This is a genomic window from Pseudarcicella hirudinis, assembly GCF_900115665.1.
Taxonomy (GTDB): Bacteria; Bacteroidota; Bacteroidia; order Cytophagales; family Spirosomataceae; genus Pseudarcicella; species Pseudarcicella hirudinis.
Genome location: NZ_FOXH01000010.1, coordinates 183,225 through 206,434 on the forward strand (window position 1 = coordinate 183,225; position 23,210 = coordinate 206,434).

At 37.7% G+C, this 23,210-nt stretch carries 14 protein-coding genes; 12 read left to right on the forward strand and 2 right to left on the reverse strand.

What is annotated here, in order from left to right; translation table 11 throughout:
* Positions 1-15 precede the first annotated feature (15 nt).
* The 9 genes from BM179_RS17030 (at position 16) to porN (ending at position 10,776) form a co-directional block, all read left to right on the forward strand.
* The gene (locus tag BM179_RS17030; protein WP_092018357.1) at positions 16-1,086 is read left to right on the forward strand and encodes an energy transducer TonB family protein; all 1,071 of its coding nucleotides are present in this window, start codon (positions 16-18) and stop codon (positions 1,084-1,086) included.
* Positions 1,087-1,337: 251 nt separating this feature from the next.
* Positions 1,338-2,216 carry a succinate--CoA ligase subunit alpha gene (sucD, locus tag BM179_RS17035; protein WP_092018358.1) on the forward strand — a complete coding sequence of 293 codons (879 nt, stop codon included), beginning with the start codon at positions 1,338-1,340 and terminating at the stop codon, positions 2,214-2,216.
* Positions 2,217-2,254: 38 nt separating this feature from the next.
* On the forward strand, positions 2,255-3,490 hold the full coding sequence (locus BM179_RS17040; RefSeq protein ID WP_092018359.1) for a DUF4271 domain-containing protein: 1,236 nt from the start codon (positions 2,255-2,257) through the stop codon (positions 3,488-3,490).
* 136 nt (positions 3,491-3,626) lie between these two features.
* Positions 3,627-4,412, forward strand: a complete 786-nt coding sequence (locus tag BM179_RS17045) for a uroporphyrinogen-III synthase (RefSeq protein WP_092018360.1) — start codon at positions 3,627-3,629, stop codon at positions 4,410-4,412.
* Between the two features lie 275 nt (positions 4,413-4,687).
* A complete protein-coding gene (locus tag BM179_RS17050) occupies positions 4,688-5,659 on the forward strand; it encodes a PorP/SprF family type IX secretion system membrane protein (protein ID WP_092018361.1) in 972 nt (323 codons plus the stop codon).
* Positions 5,660-5,919: 260 nt separating this feature from the next.
* On the forward strand, positions 5,920-7,065 hold the full coding sequence (porK, locus tag BM179_RS17055) for a T9SS ring complex lipoprotein PorK/GldK (protein ID WP_092018362.1): 1,146 nt from the start codon (positions 5,920-5,922) through the stop codon (positions 7,063-7,065).
* Between the two features lie 192 nt (positions 7,066-7,257).
* Positions 7,258-8,055, forward strand: coding sequence for a type IX secretion system motor protein PorL/GldL (porL, locus tag BM179_RS17060; RefSeq protein WP_092018363.1), 798 nt, complete (start codon positions 7,258-7,260; stop codon positions 8,053-8,055).
* A gap of 95 nt (positions 8,056-8,150) precedes the next feature.
* Positions 8,151-9,743 carry a type IX secretion system motor protein PorM/GldM gene (porM, locus tag BM179_RS17065; protein WP_092018364.1) on the forward strand — a complete coding sequence of 531 codons (1,593 nt, stop codon included), beginning with the start codon at positions 8,151-8,153 and terminating at the stop codon, positions 9,741-9,743.
* 103 nt (positions 9,744-9,846) lie between these two features.
* Positions 9,847-10,776 (forward strand): type IX secretion system ring subunit PorN/GldN, encoded by a 930-nt coding sequence (porN, locus tag BM179_RS17070; RefSeq protein ID WP_092018365.1) that lies wholly within the window; start codon positions 9,847-9,849, stop codon positions 10,774-10,776.
* A 63-nt stretch (positions 10,777-10,839) separates the two neighbouring features.
* Here the strand turns inward: porN and uvrC are convergent, their stop codons facing one another.
* Positions 10,840-12,657, reverse strand: a complete 1,818-nt coding sequence (gene uvrC / locus BM179_RS17075; protein ID WP_092018366.1) for an excinuclease ABC subunit UvrC — start codon at positions 12,655-12,657, stop codon at positions 10,840-10,842.
* A gap of 96 nt (positions 12,658-12,753) precedes the next feature.
* Positions 12,754-13,773 (reverse strand): GntR family transcriptional regulator, encoded by a 1,020-nt coding sequence (locus BM179_RS17080; RefSeq protein ID WP_092018367.1) that lies wholly within the window; start codon positions 13,771-13,773, stop codon positions 12,754-12,756.
* A 424-nt stretch (positions 13,774-14,197) separates the two neighbouring features.
* On the opposite strand from BM179_RS17080, the gene BM179_RS17090 reads away from it, so the two are divergent.
* The 3 genes from BM179_RS17090 to BM179_RS17100 all read left to right on the forward strand — a co-directional run bounded on the left by BM179_RS17090 (position 14,198) and on the right by BM179_RS17100 (position 23,130).
* Positions 14,198-17,464: a SusC/RagA family TonB-linked outer membrane protein gene (locus BM179_RS17090; protein WP_092018369.1), complete on the forward strand. Its 3,267-nt coding sequence runs from the start codon at positions 14,198-14,200 to the stop codon at positions 17,462-17,464.
* Positions 17,465-17,526: 62 nt separating this feature from the next.
* Positions 17,527-19,275 (forward strand): RagB/SusD family nutrient uptake outer membrane protein, encoded by a 1,749-nt coding sequence (locus BM179_RS17095; protein ID WP_092018370.1) that lies wholly within the window; start codon positions 17,527-17,529, stop codon positions 19,273-19,275.
* Positions 19,276-19,575: 300 nt separating this feature from the next.
* Positions 19,576-23,130, forward strand: a complete 3,555-nt coding sequence (locus tag BM179_RS17100) for a VCBS repeat-containing protein (protein WP_092018396.1) — start codon at positions 19,576-19,578, stop codon at positions 23,128-23,130.
* Positions 23,131-23,210 lie beyond the last annotated feature (80 nt).

A 23,210-nucleotide genomic window follows, 5' to 3' on the forward strand; every position in this document is an offset into this window, starting at 1 on the left:
AAACGCCGCTTTTCAATGAATATCAGATCTCTTTTTTTAATACTTTTTCTGTGTCTTGGTTACAGCTCATTCGCTCAGAATGCCATAGAGAATGCTAATCAGCTTTTAGGCAACTGGGAGAAAAGCTATATGGATATGAAGGATGGCAGTAAACTGCTGGATGAATTTACTTTTCAGAAAACATCTTCACTGATTTCCTTCGGAACAAAAGGAATCGGTGCTTTTACTGAAGGGAAGACCTCGTCAAGGTTTAGATATACGATCGCAGGAAAGACATTGGTGATGGGTGGGTTGACGTATGAGATAGAAAAACTTAATAGCGGAGAGCTGGTTTTTTCTGAAATAGACCTCAATCGTAAAGATTATCAGTTACTGAGATATCATTTTATTGCCACAAAAGATTCGCCGGAACAGTTTTTTATCAGAAAGTTTATTAATCCGAACGTGCGAATAAAAGCAGACGGCGACACGGCGTACTTATTTTGCAGTGCAGTTCATCCTGTATTTATCGCTGACGGGAGATACGGACAGGTAACCGAGAGTTCTTTTGAAGGAACGTATCAGAATTCCTATGATTTCATTGAACGTAGCTTTTTGTTTCCTCCCAATAAAAGTGGAAGATTCAGGATTAATTTTACCGTTACGAAAACAGGTAAGGTAGATAATATCAGGATAGCAGAGAGTACAGACTCGCTTCTTAATGCCAGATTAATTGAGGCAGTAAACAGTACCCAGAGAAAATGGATTCCGGCAGAAAGAAATGGTAAAAAGGTTGATGTTTATTTCTTCTATGAATTTGAATATAATGCAAAACTGACGGCCGATGATGAGTTTGAATATGTGCAGTACAGTGGATTTGAAGAAAGAGCTGATGCTTTGAAGGAAAGAAAGAAATATGCCAAAGCTATTGAATTATACACCAAATGTATTCTGATGAGAGACAATGCGATTGAACCGCTTTATAAAAGAGCCGATTGTTATTTCGCTTTGAATATTGTTAAAAATGCCTGTTCTGACTGGAGTTATCTTTCAAAACTAGGACAAAAACGGGCGGAAGGATTATTTATTAAGAACTGTCTCAGGTAGATTTACCGGAAATACCGGAGAGAAGAGAGGTTTTCAGAAGAAATGTACAGTCATATCCGATATTAAGTACCTGTTATGTAGCAACTATAAAAAATTAGCATAATTTAATTGAAATTAACTTATTGATTTACAGTAAATTGTGTTGGTTTATTCTAAAAGCCAAAAGCTAAATCTTAATTCCTTTTTGCTCTTTGAGGTTTTGAATTTACCTTTACGTAACTTTTACAACAATTCAAATAACGACACGAAAAATGAGTGTACTTGTTAATAAAAACTCAAAAGTAATCGTACAAGGCTTTACGGGTTCGGAAGGTTCTTTCCACGCTCAGCAAATGATAGAATACGGCACGAACGTAGTTGGTGGCGTTACTCCGGGAAAAGGAGGTTCAACTCACCTTGACAAGCCGGTTTTCAATACAGTTGCTGAAGCTGTTCAAAAGGCAGGAGCTGATACCTCTATTATTTTTGTACCACCGGCATTTGCTGCTGATGCAATTATGGAAGCTGCTGACGCCGGAATCAAAGTGATTATCTGCATTACCGAAGGTATTCCTACCAAGGATATGGTTTATGCAAAAGAGTATATCCAGGATAAAGATTGTCGTTTAATTGGTCCGAACTGTCCGGGTGTAATGACTGCGGAAGAATGTAAAGTTGGGATTATGCCAGGTTTTATCTTCAAAAAAGGTAAAGTCGGAATCGTTTCTAAATCCGGTACATTAACTTACGAAGCTGTAGATCAGCTGACTAAAGCTGGTTTAGGACAAACTACTGCAATTGGTATCGGTGGTGACCCGATTATTGGAACTACTACTAAAGAAGCTGTAGAATTGTTGATGAATGACCCTGAAACAGAAGGCATCGTAATGATCGGTGAAATCGGTGGAGGAATGGAAGCAGAAGCTGCATACTGGATTAAGGCTACTGGTAATAAAAAGCCGGTTGTTGGATTTATTGCAGGACAAACCGCTCCGAAAGGCCGTCGTATGGGACACGCTGGTGCAATCATCGGTGGTGCTGATGATACTGCTGCTGCTAAAATGAAAATCATGGAAGAGTGTGGTATTCACGTTGTTCACTCACCGGCTGATATTGGTGAAACAATGTTGAGAGTACTTGGAAATAATTAATTTTTAACCATTGGTCATTGATCGATATTGGGTTATAAATGAGTAAAATAGCAATATTTTTAAGATATTTCTTCCAAAACAAGCCTGTGGGAACGTCAAATTCTCACAGGTTTTTGGTTTTAAAGTTAAGTGTAATATTGCTCATTTCAGTATTCAGTGTTGAAAGGATTTCGGCAAAAGGAGTTGGCCCTGCGGAAGGTTATTACCTGGTACATGATTACCATGATGACTGGCAGATTTATGATGAAGGGTATAAGGCTTATGTACCTTATGTAAGAGAAAGACATCAGGAATACAGTTCTTTCAGTCTGTTTTTTGACTTTGAGAATTACAAAGGATATAAGCTTCTGTTTTATTCAAAGAAAGAAAATTATCTGTTTATAGACGCATCCCTTCAAAAAAAGCTTCCGGCTGATGTCTGGACCATCATGGATGTGGATAGTTTGCAAAAGGTTTACCGGAAAACACGTTTATTTCTTACTTTTTATGGAATAAACACTAATGCGGAGGACCTTAAAGTAATAGTCGGAAATAAAATTTCAAAAACAGAAAGGAGTATAGAGCTGACGGAATATCAGCTGACAGTAAGACCGAAGGCAATACCTGTTTTTAATAACTTTTTTGTGCTGGGATTGGTATTCTTATTGATTTGTTATGCTTTCCTGTACAATTTTCAGCCTAAAACCTTTGAACGATATTATAATTTTCAGGATTTATTAACCATTAATGTCCGGGATGATTCATTTGTAAACAAACCATTTGATTTGGGAAATTTACTATTTGTAATCAATCTAAGCTTTACGCTGGCGTATTTGTTCATGATTATACGAAACGAAGAAACGGACCTGTTTAACGTCAGTAATATTTTAAATGAAGAAGAAACCGTTTTAGGCTTGTTTCTGAACTTTATTGCTATAGCAATTTTGATATTTATTGCATTGATAATCAAATACTTGTCTCTTGCTATTTTGTCGAATCTATACCGGTTTGATAACGTGACAAATGTTCATTTCTTTAAGATTATGCAGGCTTCGAGTATATTCTTCTTATTGGTACTTTTTTTAGTAAGCTATAGCGCAATTTCCTATCCTTTCATTCTGCAGAACTTTGAAAAATACCTTTTAATTCCAGTAGTTATTTTCTTCATACTAAGGTTGTTACTGATTTACTTTACGATAAATAAATTGACTTCACTCAAAAATCTGTATTTATTTTCGTACCTTTGCATTGTGGAATTAATCCCGGTAATCATAGGCATTCGTTTCGCCCTGTGATTTTGTTATAACCAATTGAGCGTTTTGAGTGAGACTTTTGTGTTTAGAAAAGAGTTTTATCAGATAACCATTTTTATTAAATAATAGAGGGTTGAGCTCAATTATATCAATTCAAAAAGATTAACTACATTAAAGGATGAGTGAAACAACATTAGTTGCTAATCCAGACAGATTAACAAAAGTTTCCAGTATATTAGTTTCTCAGGCACGCCCTGCCGATGAAAAATCTCCCTATTTCGAATTAGCAAGAAAGTACAATATAAAGGTAGATTTTCGTCCTTTTATCGAGGTACAAGGCGTTTCTTTTAAAGACTTCAGGAAACAAAAAATCAATATTTTAGATCATACGGCCATTATCTTTACCAGTCGTAATGCCGTTGATCATTTCTTCAGAATTTGTAAAGAAGCAAGAATTGAAGTCCCGGCTGATATGAAGTATTTTTGTATCACGGAACAGACTGCCAATTATTTGCAGAAATACATAGTTATTCGTAAACGTAAGATTTTTACAGGTACGAAAACTGCTGCTGAATTGTTGGAATTAATCAAGAAACATAAAACTGAAAAGTTCTTGTTCCCATGTTCTGACAAGCGTAGAAATGACATTCCGGAATTTATGGGAACCAATGATCTTCATCTTACCGAAGCGGTAATGTATGAAACGGTTTCTGCTGACCTTACTGATCTGGAAGATGTTTATTATGATATTATTGCGTTCTTCAGTCCTTCTGGTATAACGTCTTTATATCATAATTTTCCGGATTTTGAACAGAATAAGACCAGAATTGCCGCCTTCGGGCCAACTACTGCAAAAGCAGTAACAGGTGCAGGCCTGATTCTGGATATAGAGGCTCCGCTTCCTAATGCTCCTTCAATGACCGGAGCACTGGAATTATACATTAAAAAAGCGAATGGTTTGTAGAAAATAGAACGGTGGTGTTTTATTGAAAAAAGCCACTTCTTTTTTCTTGACTTTCAACGAATTGACCTGATAGATTGTACCTTTCTGTCAGGTCTTTTTATTTTTAATACTTTATAACAATTTCCGTGAAATCTTCGTTAAATAGTTCTAATGCCCAAATTTTTCAAAAAAATCTATATAAGTTCTTACATTTAAATCAGTATTTTCATATATCTTTCCAAAAGAATATTCAATGAGGGCAAAGCTTTGGAAAGATGCCTGTCGCCAACTAAACTATGCGTAAAATTCTATATTTTTTGACTTTTACAATGATGATATTTAGTGTTCTGCCAACTTTTGCTCAGCAGGATGCTCAATTGAGTCAATATATGTTTAATCCTTTGTATCTGAATCCAGCTACTGCAGGGGCAGACGGGGTTACTCGTTTTCAGCTTCACCTTCGTAACCAGTGGGCAGGTTATCAGGCTACCTATGATGGCGGCGGGTCGTTGGGAACCCAGATTTTGACAGCCTCAGTACCACTGAATTTTATTAAAAGCGGAATTGGTTTACAATTTGCAAATGACAAAACACCTTCCGGTGCCGGTTACCAGAATGTGCTGCTCTCTTATGCTTATAAAATTGGTTTAACAAACGGTTCCAGTCTTTCGATCGGAGTCAGAGGCGGATTTCATACTTCATCTTTTGACGGGACACTTTACAGACCAAGAGACCCGAATGATCCCCTGGTTGATGCTGTTAGCGGTAAGAAAATTAATGAAACTCAGCCGGATTTTGCTTTAGGGGCTTATTATAATGCAGAAAGTTTTTTTGCAGGAGCAAGTTTAGGGCATATTAATAGTTCAAACTACAGATTCGGCTATAATGGTGCTCAAAACCCGCTTAAACAAGTTTTGAATGTAAATGCCGGATATAAATATTATCTTAACGATATGGTTGAAATGATGCCGACGGTACTTTGGCGAACTGATTTCTCCACAAACTCAATAGAAGGGGGGATGATTTTTACTTATGATACCAAATATTGGATTGGAGGTTCATATCGTGCGGGAGATGCTGGCATTGTTATTGCTGGTATCAATTTATTGAACAATTCATTGCGATTAGGATATTCGCTTGACCTAACCTCAAACGGAGCTAACGCAAAGAGTCCTAATTCGCATGAAGTTTTGATAAGTTATTCCTTACCCGCCCCGAAAATTGGAGGAAAAAAATCAATCGTGCGAACACCAAGGTTTCGTCATTAATTCTGATTTGGACTTAATTGACAGCCAGAATTAACAGGATAGCCACTCTAAGGTTTTCAGACTGACTTTTAATAGTAAAATGTCAGAAGCCACAAATCGTTAAGGTATTGAATAGCAATCAAAATTTTTACTAAATTTGCATGTTTGGAAAGTACCGAAAAGTACGTTGGATTTGTTTTTTTAACAATTTTTAACGGAGATACAATTTTAAGCATCATAACCCGTTTTTAGACAGGTATCAATCGAAAAGTTATAAAACCATGAATTACAGTGAAATATTCAGGAAATTCGTTCTGCTTCTTCTTGTAGCGATTCCTGTCTTTTTTCTCGACAGTTGTAGCTCTTCTGGAGGAGGGAAAAAGACCGCAAGCAGCAAGAAAAGTGGTAGAGGAAGAGCCGAGGTTGCTTCAAAGAGCAAAGGAGGTAAAGGTAAAGGGGGGCGTAAAACTAAGGAAGACGCAACTATGCAAAATGGTGAAATTGCTGCCTCTGCCAGAAAGGGCTGGAAGCAATCTACTCCACTTGGAATGGTACTTATTCCGTCAGGTTCATTTATGATGGGCCAGGCTGACGAAGATGTTACGGCTTCAGATGTAAGCTTTAACAAACGTGTTACTGTTGCTCAGTTTTTCATGGATGATACTGAGATTACAAATAATGAATATCGTCAGTTTACTAATGTCATGCTTACTGACTCCATTTCAATCATTGGAGAAGAAAAGATTATGGCGGAATATTATCCTGATACTGCTGTGTGGAGTAAAGATTTTACTTACCACAACGGAGACCCGATGACGGAATATTATTTCTCAAGCCCTGCTTTTGATATGTATCCGGTTGTTGGTGTTTCCTGGAGAGCTGCAAGGTATTTCTGTGAATGGCGCACAAAAGCGTTGAACGATTACCGTTCATCTGAAGGAATGTTTATTTCACCTCGTTTTCGTTTGCCTTCTGAAGCAGAGTGGGAATGGGCAGCAAGGGGAGGAAAGGCTTCTGCCAAATATCCCTGGGGTAACCCTTATGTAGCTAATGGCAAAGGTTGTTTACTGGCTAACTTTAAACCTCACAGAGGTAATTATGATGCTGATGGTTATGCATATACTGCTCCGGCCAATGCCTATAATCCAAATGATTACGGTCTTTACAATATGGCAGGAAATGTGGCAGAATGGTGTGAAGATGCTTACGCTGATAATGCTGTTGCAGTAACCTGGGATTTGAACACATTGAATAAAAATCCTGACGAACCCCGCAAAGTAATACGTGGAGGCTCATGGAAAGATGTAGCTTATTACCTTGAAACAGGGACACGTACTTATGAATATGAAGATAAAAAACGCTCATATATCGGTTTCCGCTGTGCAATGAACCACTTGGGACGTTCTTCAGGGAGAGAATTTAAATAATATAACGATTCTGAATCGGAAAGCGAGGGAGACCAATCGCATAGCGCGACAAAGTTCCCTCGCTTAGTTTTAAAATAGAGTTTGAACAAAATCACGAATGCTTTTTGAAATTTAGTAACTTAACAACTTAAAATCTCGAAAATATTTACACTAATAACTGAATCATTCACTTTAACATCTTTTTAAAATCAAATGAAGGGCTTAGAAAAAATCATTAATGTTATTGCCAGTTTTGGTGCCTCTGTAGTTATTGTAGGAGCTTTATTTAAAATTTTACACTTTGACGGAGCAAATCAGATGCTGATGATTGGGATGTTAACTGAAGCTGCGATTTTCATCCTTTTTGGTATATTATACTTAACTGCAAAACCTGAAAAAAGCTATGATTGGGAAAGAGTTTACCCTGAACTTTCAAAAGAATTTCAAGGTGAATTGCCTAAAGCAGTATCTCGTCAGACTTCTGGCGGAACTGGTATTACTGCAAAAATGGACGAAATGCTGGCAAATGCAAAAGTTACACCTGAAATTTTTGACAGCCTTGGAAAAGGTTTGAAATCATTGACTGAAACTGTTTCTAAAGTAGGTGATATCACTGATGCAACTGTTGCTACAAAAGAATATGCTTCTAATGTGAAGACTGCTTCAGGCGCAATGCTGGAAATGAATAAATCTTATGGTTCTACAATTACTGCATTGTCTGAAATGTCAGGTGCTTCTGCTGATGCAAAGGAATACAGAGTACAATTTCAGAAAGTAACTCAGAATATGGGAGCTTTAAATGCTGTGTATGAATTGGAATTACAAGATACTAACAAGCATTTGAAAGCCATGAATGCTTTCTATGGTAACCTGACTTCTGCTATGGAAAATATGTCTGAAGCCAGCAAGGATACACAACAGTTTAAGCAGGAATTATCTAAATTGACAAACAATCTTTCTTCTCTTAACAATGTTTACGGAAGTATGTTGTCTGCCATGAAAGGTAACTAATTCCTTTTTCAATATTCAATTCGAATATTTTATTATTTGAAAGGAATATTGTTTATCCAAGAATCTTAAACTAAACTCCTTAAGCATAGAATAAAATGGCAGGTTTAAAAGAGACTCCCAGACAGAAAATGATTGGGATGATGTATTTGGTGCTGACAGCCTTGCTTGCTTTGCAGGTGAGCGATGCCCTTTTACAGAAATTTGTGTTATTAAATAATAGTTTGGAAACCGCAAACCAGTCGGCTACAGATAAGAATAAAGGTACCGTTAAAGGAATAGAGGAAAGAATTAAAGACTTACCAAACCCGGGAGCGTATGCTGATATTATCAAAAAAGCATCTGAGGTGAGGAAGATTTCTGATGCTATCGTTTCTCAGATTGATGAAATTAAGTCAAAAGTAGTTGAAGCGGGTGGCGGTGTTGATCCTGAAACCGGAAATATCAAAAATCCTAAAGAGGAAGAAAAAGTATATCATCTGATGGTAGGCACCGGTAAAAAAGGAGAGGCTTACAAACTGGCAGATGATATGGATGCTTTTGTAAAAACATTAACAACCCTGGCAGATAAAGGGACTAGTTTTCCGGCTCTGGCTTTGGATGCAAAAGATGACCCTATTGTTAGTAAAGACGGAAATCAACGTAATAAAGATTTTGCAGAATTGAATTTTGCGCAGACTCCGGTTCCGGCTGCATTGGCAACATTAAGCCAGAAACAAGCTGAAATCAGACGTTATGAAAGTGAGGTTTTAAGTCAGCTTGCTGCTAAAGTTGGTGCAAAAGAGATTAAGTTTGATAAAGTTTTTGCTCAGGTTTCGGCAAATGCCAATACGGTTGTTGCCGGAATGGATTATGAAGCAGAAGTATTTATTGCAGCAACATCAAGTGGCTTTACACCAAGAATGAGCTTCAATGGTGGTTCAATCCCTGTGAGAGATGGACGTGGCCAGATTAAATTTAAAACTTCCGGCGGTGGTTATGATGCAAATGGTCTTTCTAAGAAATCTTATACTGCTGCGGTTTCATATATGAGTCCTGAAGGTCCGAAAACAGAGACAATTACGAAAGAGTATTTTGTATTAAAACCAACATACAATATTGAAACAGCAACTTTACCAGCTTTATATTTAGGATGTGCTAACCGCTTAAGTGTAGTTAGTCCGGGATTAGGTTCTCTATGGAATCCATCTTTTTCTGCGGAGGGCGGTGATGCTATTGCGGGTGAAAGCAGAGGAAAAGTAACAGTTGTTCCTTCCTCTTCTGTTGTTACATTAAATGTTAACAATGGAGGTACTTTACTTGGTAAAGAGACATTCAGAGTAAGAAGAGTACCAAGACCTGAAATTAAGATCCTTGGAAACGGTGGAGAACTGGAAGAGAAAAGAGGTGCCAGTGCTTCAGGTTTGAGAAGCATTTCAGCAGTAGCTGTTGCGGATGAGTCTTTCAAAGCAACAAACCCGGAGGATGCGCAGTTCAGAGTTACAGAGATTTATATTGCTTTGGCAAGAGGTACACGTAAGATCAATGACCTGACTTTACAAGGTGGTGGTTCTATCGCTTCTCTGGCAGCACAGGCTCAGGCTGGTGACAGATATTATATTGAAGTGAAAGGCGTTCAGCGTAAAAATTTCAGAGGTACTGTAGAAACCATTCCGATTGGTTCAGTAGTTAAAAATATTCCTTTGAACTAATTACAATATTCAAATAAATGATTGGTTTTGCCTGATATTAAACAATAAAGGAATCGACTAATCGTTTTTTGACTGTAATTATTTGATAATCAGCAAAAAGATTATGAAAGCATTAGTAAAAACAATTGCAGGAGCAGCTATACTATCTGTGGCGACCTGTACAATGGTATCAGCTCAGGAAAGAGATAATAATAAGAATTCAGATTCTGTTCGTCCGATTGACGACTCGAATGTGATGTGGAAAGCTCGTTTGTGGAGAAGAATGGATTTGAATGAAAAGCAAAATCAGCCTTTCTTTTCTGCAAATAATGAAATTACTAAATACCTCATTGAATGGGTTCAGAGTGGTGTTTTACAGGCTTACAGAAATGACTCATTAAAGACTAAACTTACAAAAGAGCAGTTTATGGGTAATCTGGAGGTGGATGATGCGGGTGGTGACGGACTTTCAGATGCTGAAAAAGCCGCCGGATTTGGAAACCAGACAGCTGCTGCCAGTGGAGTAGATGATGGCTGGGGCGATGCGAAACCTAAGGCTAAATCGGGAACCGGAACTGCTGCTACTCCTGCTGCAAAGCAAGATGATTTTAGTAATCCTCCTGCAACAGCAGGAACAGGAATCTATTATTTTCCAAAAGAATTAACGATTCTTGAGCTAAAAGAAGATGCGATTTTTGATAAACAGAGATCAAGATTGTATTTTGATATTCAGGCAATTACTATAATCATCCCTGCTAATAAAACAAAGGCGGGTTTTGATAAAGCTGTAGCCTCATTTAAATACAAAGATCTTGATAAATTATTCAGAAGTAACCCGAACTGCGTCTGGTATAATTCAGAAAATGAAGCTCAACACAAAAACATGGCTGATGCTTTTGACTTAAGATTATTTTATGCCCGTCTTGTAAAAAAAGGAAATCCTTTGGATAAGGCGCTTGTTGATATTTACAATGGCGAAAGACAAGGTTTGATTATGTCTCAGCAATTAGAATACAAATTGATGGAAATGGAGCATAACCTTTGGGAATATTAATCCTGATTCATTGAACTTACAAAAAAAGGAAAGCAACTATGCTTTCCTTTTTTTGTGAATAAGCTATCTTACCTCATCATTAATCGCCTGTAGTTGTTCTTTTAACCTCAATGCTCTTGCTTTTCCCAGTACTTTCTCAAGTTCTTCAATCGGGGCATCATAAATGTTTTTTACCGTATTGAAATGCTTTAATAGTTTGGTAGCGGTTGTTTTACCTATGCCCTCAATACTCTCTAATTGGCTGACAATAAAGTTTTTACTTCTTTTGTCTCTGTGATTTGTAATACCGAACCGGTGAGCTTCATCTCTTAATCGTTGAATAAGTTTCAAAGATTCTGATTTTTTATCAATGTACAACGGAATGCTATCTTCCGGAAAATATATTTCTTCAAGTCTTTTTGCAATACCGATTATAGGAATTTTTCCATAGAGCCCCAGACTTTTTAAGGCATCCCCGGCTGCACTTAATTGCCCCTTTCCACCATCAATAATGATTAAATCCGGAAGATCCTGATCTTCTTCCAGGAGGCGTTTATATCTTCTGCTGACTACCTCATTCATGGTAGCAAAATCATTCGGTCCGATAACAGTTTTGGGAGTAAAATGCCTGTAATCTTTTTTAGAGGGTAATCCGTCTTTAAAACATACCATCGCTGAAACAGGATTTGTTCCCTGAATATTTGAGTTATCAAAACATTCGATATGTCTTGGAAGGCTTTTCAACTGTAAATCATTTTTTAGGGTAAGCAGAATCCTCATTTTCCTGTCTCCGCCACTTTCCTCAGAAGCTTGTCTGTCAGCTTTCTCTTTTCTGAAATACAGTACATTTTTCAGAGACATTTCTAATAGCTTTTTCTTGTCTCCGATTTGGGGAATGGTATTTTCAACCCCTTTCAGTTCTATTGACAAAGGAATATTTGTAATTACTTCTTTAGCCTCACTGTCATACTGTTCCCGCATCTCCCAGACCATCATTGTCAGAATGTCTTCATCTGTCTCATCTAATTTCTTCTTAACTTCCAGGGTTTGTGACTGAGTGATCGTTCCGTTGATGACCTTCATGAAATTGAGAAAAGCGGCATTTTCATCGGATACAATGGAAAATACGTCTGCATCCCGGATATTAGGATTAACAACCGTTGACTTGCTATGAAATTTATCAAGAATAAGCAGCTTTTCTTTAAACTCCTGTGCTTCTTCAAATGCTAACCTGGAAGCAGCATTTAACATCAGTTCTTCAAAATGCTGTTTGGGTTGGTTTAAATTCCCTTTAAGAATATATTTGGCTTGTTCTATCTCCTTATTATAGTCCGTCTCCGTCTGCAAGCCTTCGCAGGGGCCTTTGCAATTGCCGATATGGTATTCGAGACAGACCTTAAATTTACCATCCTGAATATTTTTAGGAGACAGATTTAAGTTACATGACCTGAGTGTATAAAGTTGTTTAAACATCTCAAGAACAGTATTCATGGCTTTGGGGTTAGCAAAAGGGCCAAAAAAAGTCCCCAGCGAACGATCTACTTTTCTGGTGGTAATAATTTTAGGGAAAGGCTCGTTGGTGATACAAATGTAAGGGTACATTTTATCATCACGAAGCAAGATATTATAACGGGGCTGATACTTCTTAATAAGTGTATTTTCAAGAAGCAGGGCGTCAAATTCAGTGTGAACAATCGTAAATTCGATTTTACGTATCTGGGTAACAAGTCTTTTTGTTTTACGATCGTGCTGATTGGATTTGGCAAAATAGCTGCTGACTCTGTTTTTCAGGTTTTTAGCTTTACCAACATAGATAATAGTACCTTCTTCATCAAAATAACGATAAACTCCGGGAGTATCCGGAATTTTAGCAAGCTCTACTTTATAATCAAATTCAGTCATATTCATCAATAAGTTCTTTACGAATATAACGCTTTTTGCCGGAATAGAGTTTTTCGGAATCGTAGTGATTTAAGGTAAAGAGGAAGAGGAATGATTCTATAATGAACCACGGATGATTAAAGAACTGGAGCTGGCAACTTTACCTTTTTTCCGGTTATGGATAATTTTAGCTGCCATTTTTCCCATTTTAGTAAAGTCGTTTGTTATAACCGTTATCCCTTCATCAGCAAGTATCTCCTTTACTGGCGTATCATCATATGACAAAAGTCCTATGTCTTTCCCAAGTTTCAATCCCATTTTATTAGACCAGTTGACAAAGCGGATAAGATCGCTTTCCAGAAAAATGATATAAGCATCACCTTCTACAAGGTATTTATCTTTGATGTCGTCATTAATGATTTCCCCTTTTATTTTAAATTCCTTGCAAAACCGCTCAAACCCTCTGATAATTCCCTTAGGGGTATATTGGAATTTATTTTTACTTACGACAAGTTTTATGGTATTGTATTTATTTATCAACTGGAGTCCCTGCTGAAGCCCCTGATACATATTGGTTTCAAAATCCTGATAAAGCACAGAATATTCTTTACCCAATTGAGGCACATCAATGTCAAGGATCAGCAATTTATCCGGAGGAATCTGTTTAACAATTTCTGAAACATCCTCATTGAAATGAGGCATTACAATGTAATAATTATAATTACCGATGTTATTAAGAATAATATTTTCAAAAACCTTTAAATCATGGTAGTGGAAGAACAGGTTCGTAGTCACGTCCTCCCCAAGTGCTTCTCTGAGAGAATTAAACAAAATTTCCTTATAAGCATTCATAGCATCAAAGAGCACAAATATGTGCATAGATCTTTTGACATCTGTCGTAGCTACATAATACCCTTTACCATGATGCGCAGCAATAATGCCCTTTGAGCGAAGTTCCTCATAAGCTCTGATAATTGTCATTCTGGCAATTCCTAATGAGCTCTGAATTTCATTGATAGTCGGCAGCTGATCACCTCTTTTCAGTTTGCCTGTTTTTATCATTTCAATGATTTCATCTATTAGTTGCTGGTACTTTGGTTTGGGAGAGTTTGGTTCAATTTGAAAAGAGTTTTTCATGAAAAAATTCTAAGTAATCTTCTTATTGTTAATAACTAATCCGTTTGTCGAATTTGATAAAGGCTTTAAAGATATAAAGGTACTCTAAAGATATAATGATTTTTTTTGTAAAACCTAACAAAATTTGCCAAAATATAATATAATCAATATAAAATATAATTAAATTGAATGTATGCTGTGCTATGCTTATCTTTGTTGAAGATAAAACCATAAAAAAATGAAGAAAAATTTGCACGAAAAAAATATTGTAATCAATTTTATGCTGTAGAACAGTTGATAAAAGAAAATGCAAAACTGTTTCGGCAATATCCACCCGATTTTTTTCACATTTATAAACCAGAAAGGAGGTATTTTAACCAGAAACGTGTACTAAAATTTCCGCGTATTTACCAATACAATCAATTTTACCCAAAACAAAACTCCTATGAAAAACAACTATTTTTATTGTCTCAGAAATGTCTTCGTAATGGCAGTTCTGATGGCACTAAGTTTTACTGCGTTTTCCCAAGATCGCAGAGTGACAGGAACAGTGAAAGGTCCGGACGGACAAGGAATCCCAGGTGTAAGTATTCTTCTTAAAGGAACTCAAACAGGTACCACTTCAGACGCTAATGGTAATTTTGCCATCGCTTTAAAACAAGGCAAAGATGTATTGACAGTGACAGCAGTAGGTTACAAAGCTGCTGAGGTAAAAGTTGGTGCTCAATCCAGTGTTGCAATATCACTTGAAGATGACATCAGCCAATTGAGTGAAGTTATTGTAACAGGTTATAGCAGTGACAGTAAACGTGAATCAACTGCGGCAGTTGCCACAGTTAAAGCAAGGGATTTGAAAGCAATTCCTTCAGGTAACGTTGAACAGCAGTTACAGGGCCGTGTTGCCGGGGTAACTGTAATCACTAACGGTCAGCCTGGTACAGCAAGTATCATTCGTGTACGTGGTTTCGGTGCTTTTGGTGGTAACGAGCCATTGTATATCGTGGACGGGGTTCCGGTTCAATCGACCGACTTCTTAGCTCCGGATGATATTGAAACAACAACTGTGTTGAAAGATGCTGCTTCTGCTTCTATTTATGGAGCTCGTGCAGCTAACGGTGTAATTGTTTATACTACTAAAAAAGGAAAAAAAGGTGCCAGAAACCTTGAAATAAGCTACGATGGACTTTACGGATTTACTGATCCGGGTAAAGGACAACAAATGTTGAATCCACAGGAACAAGCTGACTGGACATGGAATGCTATCAGAAATACAGCAACAGCCAACGGTGAAACTCCTGTTTTCAAACATGATCAGTATGGTTCTGGTTCAACTGCAGTTCTTCCTGATTATATCAATGTCGGAGGCCGTTCAGGTGTTATCGGATCTGTTGATTTAAATGCGGAAAGAGCTAAATATAACATCAATCCGAATGCCGGTGCGATTTATCAGGTTGTAAAAGCGAATAAAGCGGGAACAGACTGGTATGGTGCTATTACAAGAGTTGCTCCATTAATGAGACATAATCTTGGATTTTCAGGCGGAACGGATAATAGCCGTTATTATTTCGGTTTAGGTGTGCAGGAGCAGGCGGGTATTTTGATTTATAACCAGTTCAAACGTTATGATTTCAGAGCAAACGCTGAGTTCGATTTGAGTAAGAAAGTTAGAATTGGTGAAAACCTGCAGTTTACTTACCGTTCAGTATTAGCTCAAGGTGGTGGTAATAACGGATTAGGAAGTTCATCAGATGAAAATGATATCTTGTTTGCATTCCGTATGCCTCCAATCATTCCTGTATATGATGAGTTTGGTGGATATGCCGGTACTGCCGCTAAAGGTTTTAACAACCCTGCAAACCCGGTTGCACGTCGTGACAGAAGTTCTAATGACAGAAGCTTTAACGTAAATGCCTTTGGTAATATTTATTTAGAGTATGATGTTATTCCTGAGTTGACTCTTCGCAGTAGTTTTGGGGGTCAGTACAATAACTTCTATTCTTATTCATATAGCCCGCAGAGTTATGAGAATGCTGAAAACAATGCCAGCTTTAGCTATAATGAAAGTTCAGCATACAATTATTCTTATACTTTCACAAACACTGCTAACTTCAAAAAGAAATTTGGCGTTCATTCAGTAGATGTTTTGGCTGGTATTGAAGCATTGAATACTGCACCGAACCCGTATTCACCTGCAACAGGAAGATCAATAAGCGGTTCAGGTTTGAATCCATTCTCTTTAGACCCTAATTATATTACTTTATCTACTGTATCATCAACTGGTAAAGTTGTAAATAGTGGTTTGTCTAGCGGTATTAACTTCTATTCATTATTTGCTCAGGGTAAATATTCGTTCAATGACAAATATTATCTGACTGGTATCATTCGTCGTGATGGTTCTTCAAGATTTGGTTCTAATACACGTTATGGTATATTCCCTTCATTCTCAGCAGCATGGAGAGTTTCAAGTGAGGAATTCATGAAAGATATTCCTGCTATTTCAGATTTGAAAATTCGTGCAGGGTGGGGACAAATGGGTAACTCTAACAACGTAGATCCGAATAACCAGTACAGTTTGTATTCTTCAAGTGTAGCTAACTCTTACTATGACTTAAACGGAAGCAATACAAGTGTGGTTGAAGGTTTCTACAGAAGCCGTATCGGTAACCCTAATGCGAAATGGGAAACCAGTACTACTACTAACATTGGTATCGACATTGCATTATTCAAAAGCAAATATGAAATCGGTATTGATTTGTGGAGAAAAGAAACGAAAGACCTTTTATTCCAGGTACCGGTTGCCGGTGTAACCGGGGTATTGGCCAGTGCTCCTTCTGTGAACATTGCAAGTATGATGAACCAGGGTCTTGATATTCAGTTTATCAGCCGTGGAAAAATCAGTAATGATGTTAAGTATGAAGCAACTGTTAATGGTTCATTCTTACATAACGAAATCACTGGTTTAGCTCCTGGAATTTCATATATCCCTGGTAGCCCGAACTTCAGAGGTATCGAACCGACCCGTAACCTGGTTGGAGGAACAATTGCAGGATTCTATGGATATAAGGTAATTGGTTTGTTCAAAGATGCTGCTGAAGTATCTGGTGCTCCGAAACAAGATGGTGCCGGCCCTGGCCGTTTCCGTTATGCTGATATCAATGGTGACGGTGTAATTGATGCAAATGACAGAACTTCTTTAGGAAGTCCGGTTCCTAACTTTACTGGCGGTATTACTTTGAGATTGAATTATAAGGCCTGGGAACTTCAGACTTATATTTACTCATCTTTGGGTAACAAAATCTATAACTTCTCTAAATGGTATACAGATTTCTATCCGTCATTTACCGGGGCTGCTGTTAGTGCTCGTGTTAAAAATTCTTGGACTCCAAGTAATACTAACACTGACCAACCTATTTTTGAAGGTGCTTCAAACTTTAGTACGAATACCCAGTCTAACTCATTTTATGTTGAGAACGGTTCTTATTTGAGAATGCAGAATATCTCTTTGGGATATACTTTACCAAACTCGTTCCTAAGCAAAGTCGGAATTAAAAGAGCAAAAGTTACAGGATCTGTAAACAACATCTTTACAATTACCGGATATAAAGGTCTTGACCCTGCTGTAGGTGGTGCTGCTGATACTAACTTCGGTATTGATGTTGGAAACTACCCGGTGACTAGAAGTTTCAACATAGCTCTTAGTCTTGGTTTCTAAAATTAAATAAGAAGAATTGTGAAAGAAGTAATATTCTCAACAATTATTAAAAATATATAAGAATGAAAAACAACTTTAAAAATAAAGCGATAATAGCATCAACAGTCTTGTTGACCACGCTCGTAGTTTTTGCTTGTAAGGATAGTTTTTTGGAAGTACCCCCTACAGGACAGCTAACGAATGCTCAGCTATCATCTAAAAGTGGAATTGAAGGCTCTTTGGTTGGGGCCTACAGCATGCTGAACGGTAGAGGAACTGACAGATTGGCCAGTTCTGAGAACTGGGTTTGGGGTAGTATTCTGGGTGGTGATGCCAATAAAGGTACCAACGCCGGTGACTATAACCAGATCAACCCGATTCAGCGTTATGCAACACTTGCTTCTGCTGCTGAGGTAAACAATACCTGGAATGCAAAGTATGAAGGAATTGCAAGAACTAATGCGGTTCTTAGAGGCCTAGCTTCTGCGGGCTCTGATGTTAGTGCTGATGATAAGAAGAGAATCTCTGGTGAAGCCCGCTTCCTTAGAGCTCATTACTACTTTGAATTGAAAAGAATCTTCAATAATACTCCGTATGTTGATGAGACTTTAGATTATGGTACCGGAATTGACAAGGTTAACAATTCAGCTGACTTATGGCCTAAAATTGAGGCAGATTTGAAATATGCTGTTGATAACCTTCCTGAAACTCAGGCTGCTGTAGGTAGAGTTAACAAATGGGCTGCTGTTTCTTATCTTGCAAAAGTGTATTTATATCAGAAAAAATACCCTGATGCAAAAACGTTGTTCGACCAGGTTATTGCTAATGGTAAAACTACTAATGGTAAGAAATATGGTTTAGTGGCGAGATATTCTGAAATCTTCAATGCTACCAATGATAACCACGAAGAATCAGTTTTCGTTATTCAGTCTGCTGCTAACACTGGTAACGTTAATAACTCTAACTGGGAAGATGATTTGAACTATCCTTACAATACAGGTTCAAACGGTCCTGGTAACTGTTGCGGTTTCTTCCAGCCAAGTTTTGAGTTAGGAAACTCATTCCGTACAGATAATAACGGTTTACCATTGTTGGATGGATCTTATAACACTGATGCAAATGCTTTGAAAACTGACTTCGGTCTTGGTTCAGCTGATGCGTTTACTCCGGATGCCGGAAACGTTGACCCTCGTCTTGACCATTCTATCGGTCGTCGTGGTATTCCTTATTTGGATTGGCAGGATCACCCTGGTAAAGACTGGATTCGTGATCAATCTTACGCAGGTCCGTATTCTCCTAAGAAATATATCTACTATAAGAGCCAGGAAGGTACATTAACTGATGGTAGTTCATGGACAAGAGGTTATGCAGCGATGAACCACTTATTGATTCGTTATGCTGACGTATTATTGATGGCAGCTGAAGCTGAAATTGAAGCGGGAAGTGTTGAAAAAGCAAGAGAATATGTAAACCTTGTTCGTAAAAGAGCATCAAATCCTGCCGGATTTGTATCTAAAGGCGGAGCTCCTGCTGCAAAATATGTAATCGGTCTTTATAATACTCCTTGGACTGACAAAGCCGCAGCTCGTACTGCTGTTCAATTTGAACGTAAAATTGAGCTTTCAGGTGAAGGTCACCGTTTCTTCGACTTAGTTCGTTGGGGAACTGCGGGTACTGTATTGAATGGATATTTGAACTATGAAGGTAAAAAACTGGTAACAATGTTCGGTGGTGCTACTTATACAGTTGGCAAAAACGAATACCAGCCGATTCCTCAGACTCAGATTGACTTACAGGGTAAAGATGTTCTGAAACAGAACCCTGGATATTAATATTGTTTGTGCATTTGGAATGCAAGGTGTAAAAACCAGGCATTTAGTTCATGTACCAGTTCTAAAACCCCTTCTCCGACCGAGAAGGGGTTTTGCTTGAATATGAATGCTTTTTCAGAAGAAATTTCTAAGATTCACAATGCCTGCTTATTAAGGACAGACAAAAATTGACCTATTTATTTCATCCAATTATTAACTTGCGCTGACTGTCGGATTTAGTAATTTGGAGTTAAATTGCAATCAGGCTATTTTGGAATTGCTTTTAAAATCTCCCTTCGGAAGATGAAAACACTCTTTAAAATGAAAAATAAACTTTTGCGATATTTTCTGGGATTAAATGTCCTCCTTCTCGTTTCCTGTGGACAGGAGAGTACCCTGTTTACGCAATTAACCGCTGGGGAAACAGGAGTGACATTCTCTAACCGACTCACTGAAACCGACTCATTAAATGTGCTGACTTTTGAGTATTTCAACAATGGAGGCGGTGTAGCTTTAGGAGACTTTAATAATGATAATCTGACTGATATCTATTTTACCGGAAATCAGGTAAGTAATAAATTATACCTCAATAAAGGGGATTTTAAATTTGAAGATGTTACTGATAAATCAAAAGTAAATGGTAATCATAACTGGTCTTCAGGTGTGGCTTTAGTGGACATAAATAATGACAATAAACTTGATATTTATGTATGCGCCACTGCTAAAAAGAATGCAAATCAGAGACAAAATCTATTGTATGTAAATCAGGGTGTGGACAAAGATAATGTACCCGTTTTTAAGGAAATGGCACATGAATATGGCATTGCTGATACTACTCATACAACCAATGCTGCTTTCTTTGACTATGATAATGATGGTGATCTGGATTTATTCCTGGTTGTCAATGAAATGGATGATGTTCGGTTCCCTAACAAATACCACGAAAAAATTAAAGATGGTTCTTCAAAAAGGACTGATAAACTGTATAGAAACGACTGGGATGAAAAATTAAAACATCCTGTTTTTACCGATGTATCAAAACAGGCCGGCATTCTCATTGAAGGTTACGGCCTTGGTATAAATATTACTGATATTAATAAAGATGGCTGGAACGATATTTATGTAACGAACGATTATCTTACCAATGACCTGCTTTATATCAATAACCATGATGGTACATTTACCGATCAGGCGGGAGACTACTTCAAGCATACCTCATATTCTGCTATGGGAAATGATGTAAATGACATTAACAATGATGGCCTGGTGGATGTAATTGCGTTAGATATGATGCCTGAAACGAATTATCGTAAAAAGATGATGACTCCGGCCAATAACTACGTGACTTATCAGAATAACGAGAAATTTGGCTACCAGTTCCAATATCCGAGAAATACGCTTCAGGTAAATCAGGGCGTTAACCCTTCAACAGGTAAACCTATTTTCAGTGAAGTGGGATTACTGGCAGGAATTGCTGAAACAGATTGGAGCTGGACTCCGATGGTAACGGACTTCGATAATGATGGATTGCGGGATATTATTATTACAAATGGTTACCCACGTGATATTACCGATCAGGATTTTATTGTTTACAGAGCCGAAATGTCAAATATCATGACAAAGCTCATGCTCCTGAATTATATCCCTTCTGTGAAAATCAAAAATTTTGCTTTTCATAATAAAGGAGATCTGAAATTTGATGATGTAACAGACTCATGGGGAATTAATCAGCCTAGTTTTTCAAATGGTGCTGCCTACGCAGATTTGGATAATGACGGAGATTTGGATTATGTTGTAAATAATATCAATGATTCGGCTTCGGTTTATCGGAATAACCTGACTCAGGTGAAGCCAAATGAAAGTAATTACCTGCGAATCAAATTTAAAGGAGCTGATAAAAATCTGATGGGGCTTGGAGCCTGGATTGAAGTCTCGTACGATGGAGGGAAAAAACAGGTTTATGAAAATACACCTTATCGGGGATACTTATCTACCATAGAGCCAATCGCTCATTTTGGACTCGGGAAAAATAATACTATCGAACAGGTAAAGATTATCTGGCAAAGTGGTAAAGTTCAGGTATTGAAAAATGTAAAAGCTAATCAGGTGTTGACACTTGAAGAAAAGAATGCCTCAATTCCTTCAAAAACTGAGCAAAAACCGCTTGAAGCTGCTTTGTTTAAGGATGTAACAGAATATCTGAATGTAGCATATAAGCATGAAGAGACAGATGTTATCGATTTCAATGTGCAGAAACTAATGCCTCATAAATTATCTCAGTTTGGCCCTGCAATAGCTGTAGGGGATGTTAACGGAGATAAACTGGAAGATATTTTTGTCGGAGGATCAAATGAACATAAAGGGAAATTCCTGATTCAGAACAGCTCCGGGAAATTTGCTGTACAGGATCTTTTGCCAGGCATGGATGGTGCAGATAAAAAATCGGAAGATATGGGTGTTCTGTTGTTCGATGCTGAAAACGATGGTGATCTTGATCTTTATATTGTAAGTGGGAGTTATGAATTTCCTTCGGATTCTCCTTCTTTACAGGATCGTTTTTATATAAACGATGGCAAAGGGAATTTTCAGCTGAATGAAAAAGCAATACCTGCTTTACTGAAAAGTGGTTCCTGTATCAAAGCGGTTGATTATGATAAGGATGGTGATCTTGACCTTTTTGTAGGAGGAAGGGTTGAACCAGGCTCTTATCCTAAACCGGTAAGCAGCTATATTCTCAGAAACGAATCACCTAAATTGCAGTTTACAGATGTGACGGTACAGGTTGCACCGCAATTACAAAGAGTAGGTTTGACATGTGACGTCTTATGGACTGATTTTGACAATGATGGCTGGCAGGATTTGGTTCTGGCAGGAGAATGGATGCCAATTACTTTTCTGAAAAACAATAAAGGAAAATTTGAGATACATCGTACGCAGTCTGATGTTGATACAAAAGTTGGTTGGTGGAGTAGTCTTTCTGCCGGAGATTTTGACAACGACGGGGATGTGGACTTTATCGCCGGAAATTTAGGAATGAATACCTTAAACCGGGCCAGTGATGAATTCCCGGTGAGTGTTTATGCCAAAGACTTTAATAATGACGGCAATTATGATGCAATTCCGACAGTTTATTACAAAGACCTGAAAGGAGAGAAGAAGGAGTTTCCTTACAATACCCGGGATGATCTTGCGAAGCAGTTTATTCAGACAAGACAGCGATTTGATAATTTTGCTAAATTTTCACAGGCAACTATCACTGAGATTCTGAAACCGGAAGAGCTGAAAGATGCTTTGGTTTTAAGAGCGAACTGGCTGAAGAGCAGTTATATTGAGAATAAGGGAAATGGAAAATTTGAGATAAAAGAATTACCGGTTGAGGCACAATTCGCTCCGATTTTTGGTATGATTACTGAAGATTTTGATCAGGATGGAAATCTGGACGTACTTATTACCGGAAATGATTACTCCTCAGAAGTTTCAGTGGGACGTTATGACGCTTTCAACGGATTATTGCTAAAAGGTAAGGGAAATGGCACATTTGAACCTTTATCTCTGCAAAAAAGCGGATATTCTGTTCTCGGAGATGCTAAAGGACTGGTTAGATTTATCAATGCACAGGGCAAAGTACTGACCGCGACTTCTCAAAACAGGGATATTCTGAAGTTTTTTGAATATGCTCTGCCTGTCAGAACGCAAACTCTGGGAACATTTGAAACAACTGCCTTATTGAAATTGAAAAACGGTAAAATCAGGAAAGAAGAGCTGGGATATGGTACTTCATTCTTGTCACAATCTTCAAGAACATTGCTTTTAACACCTGATGTAATAAGTGCAGAGGTGATAGATTCAAAAGGGAAGAAACGGATTGTAAAATAAACGAAGAAACGGGATGTTAAAATAATAAGCAAGATTATTTTAACATCCCGTTTTTCAAACATGAGATAATGCCTTCTTAT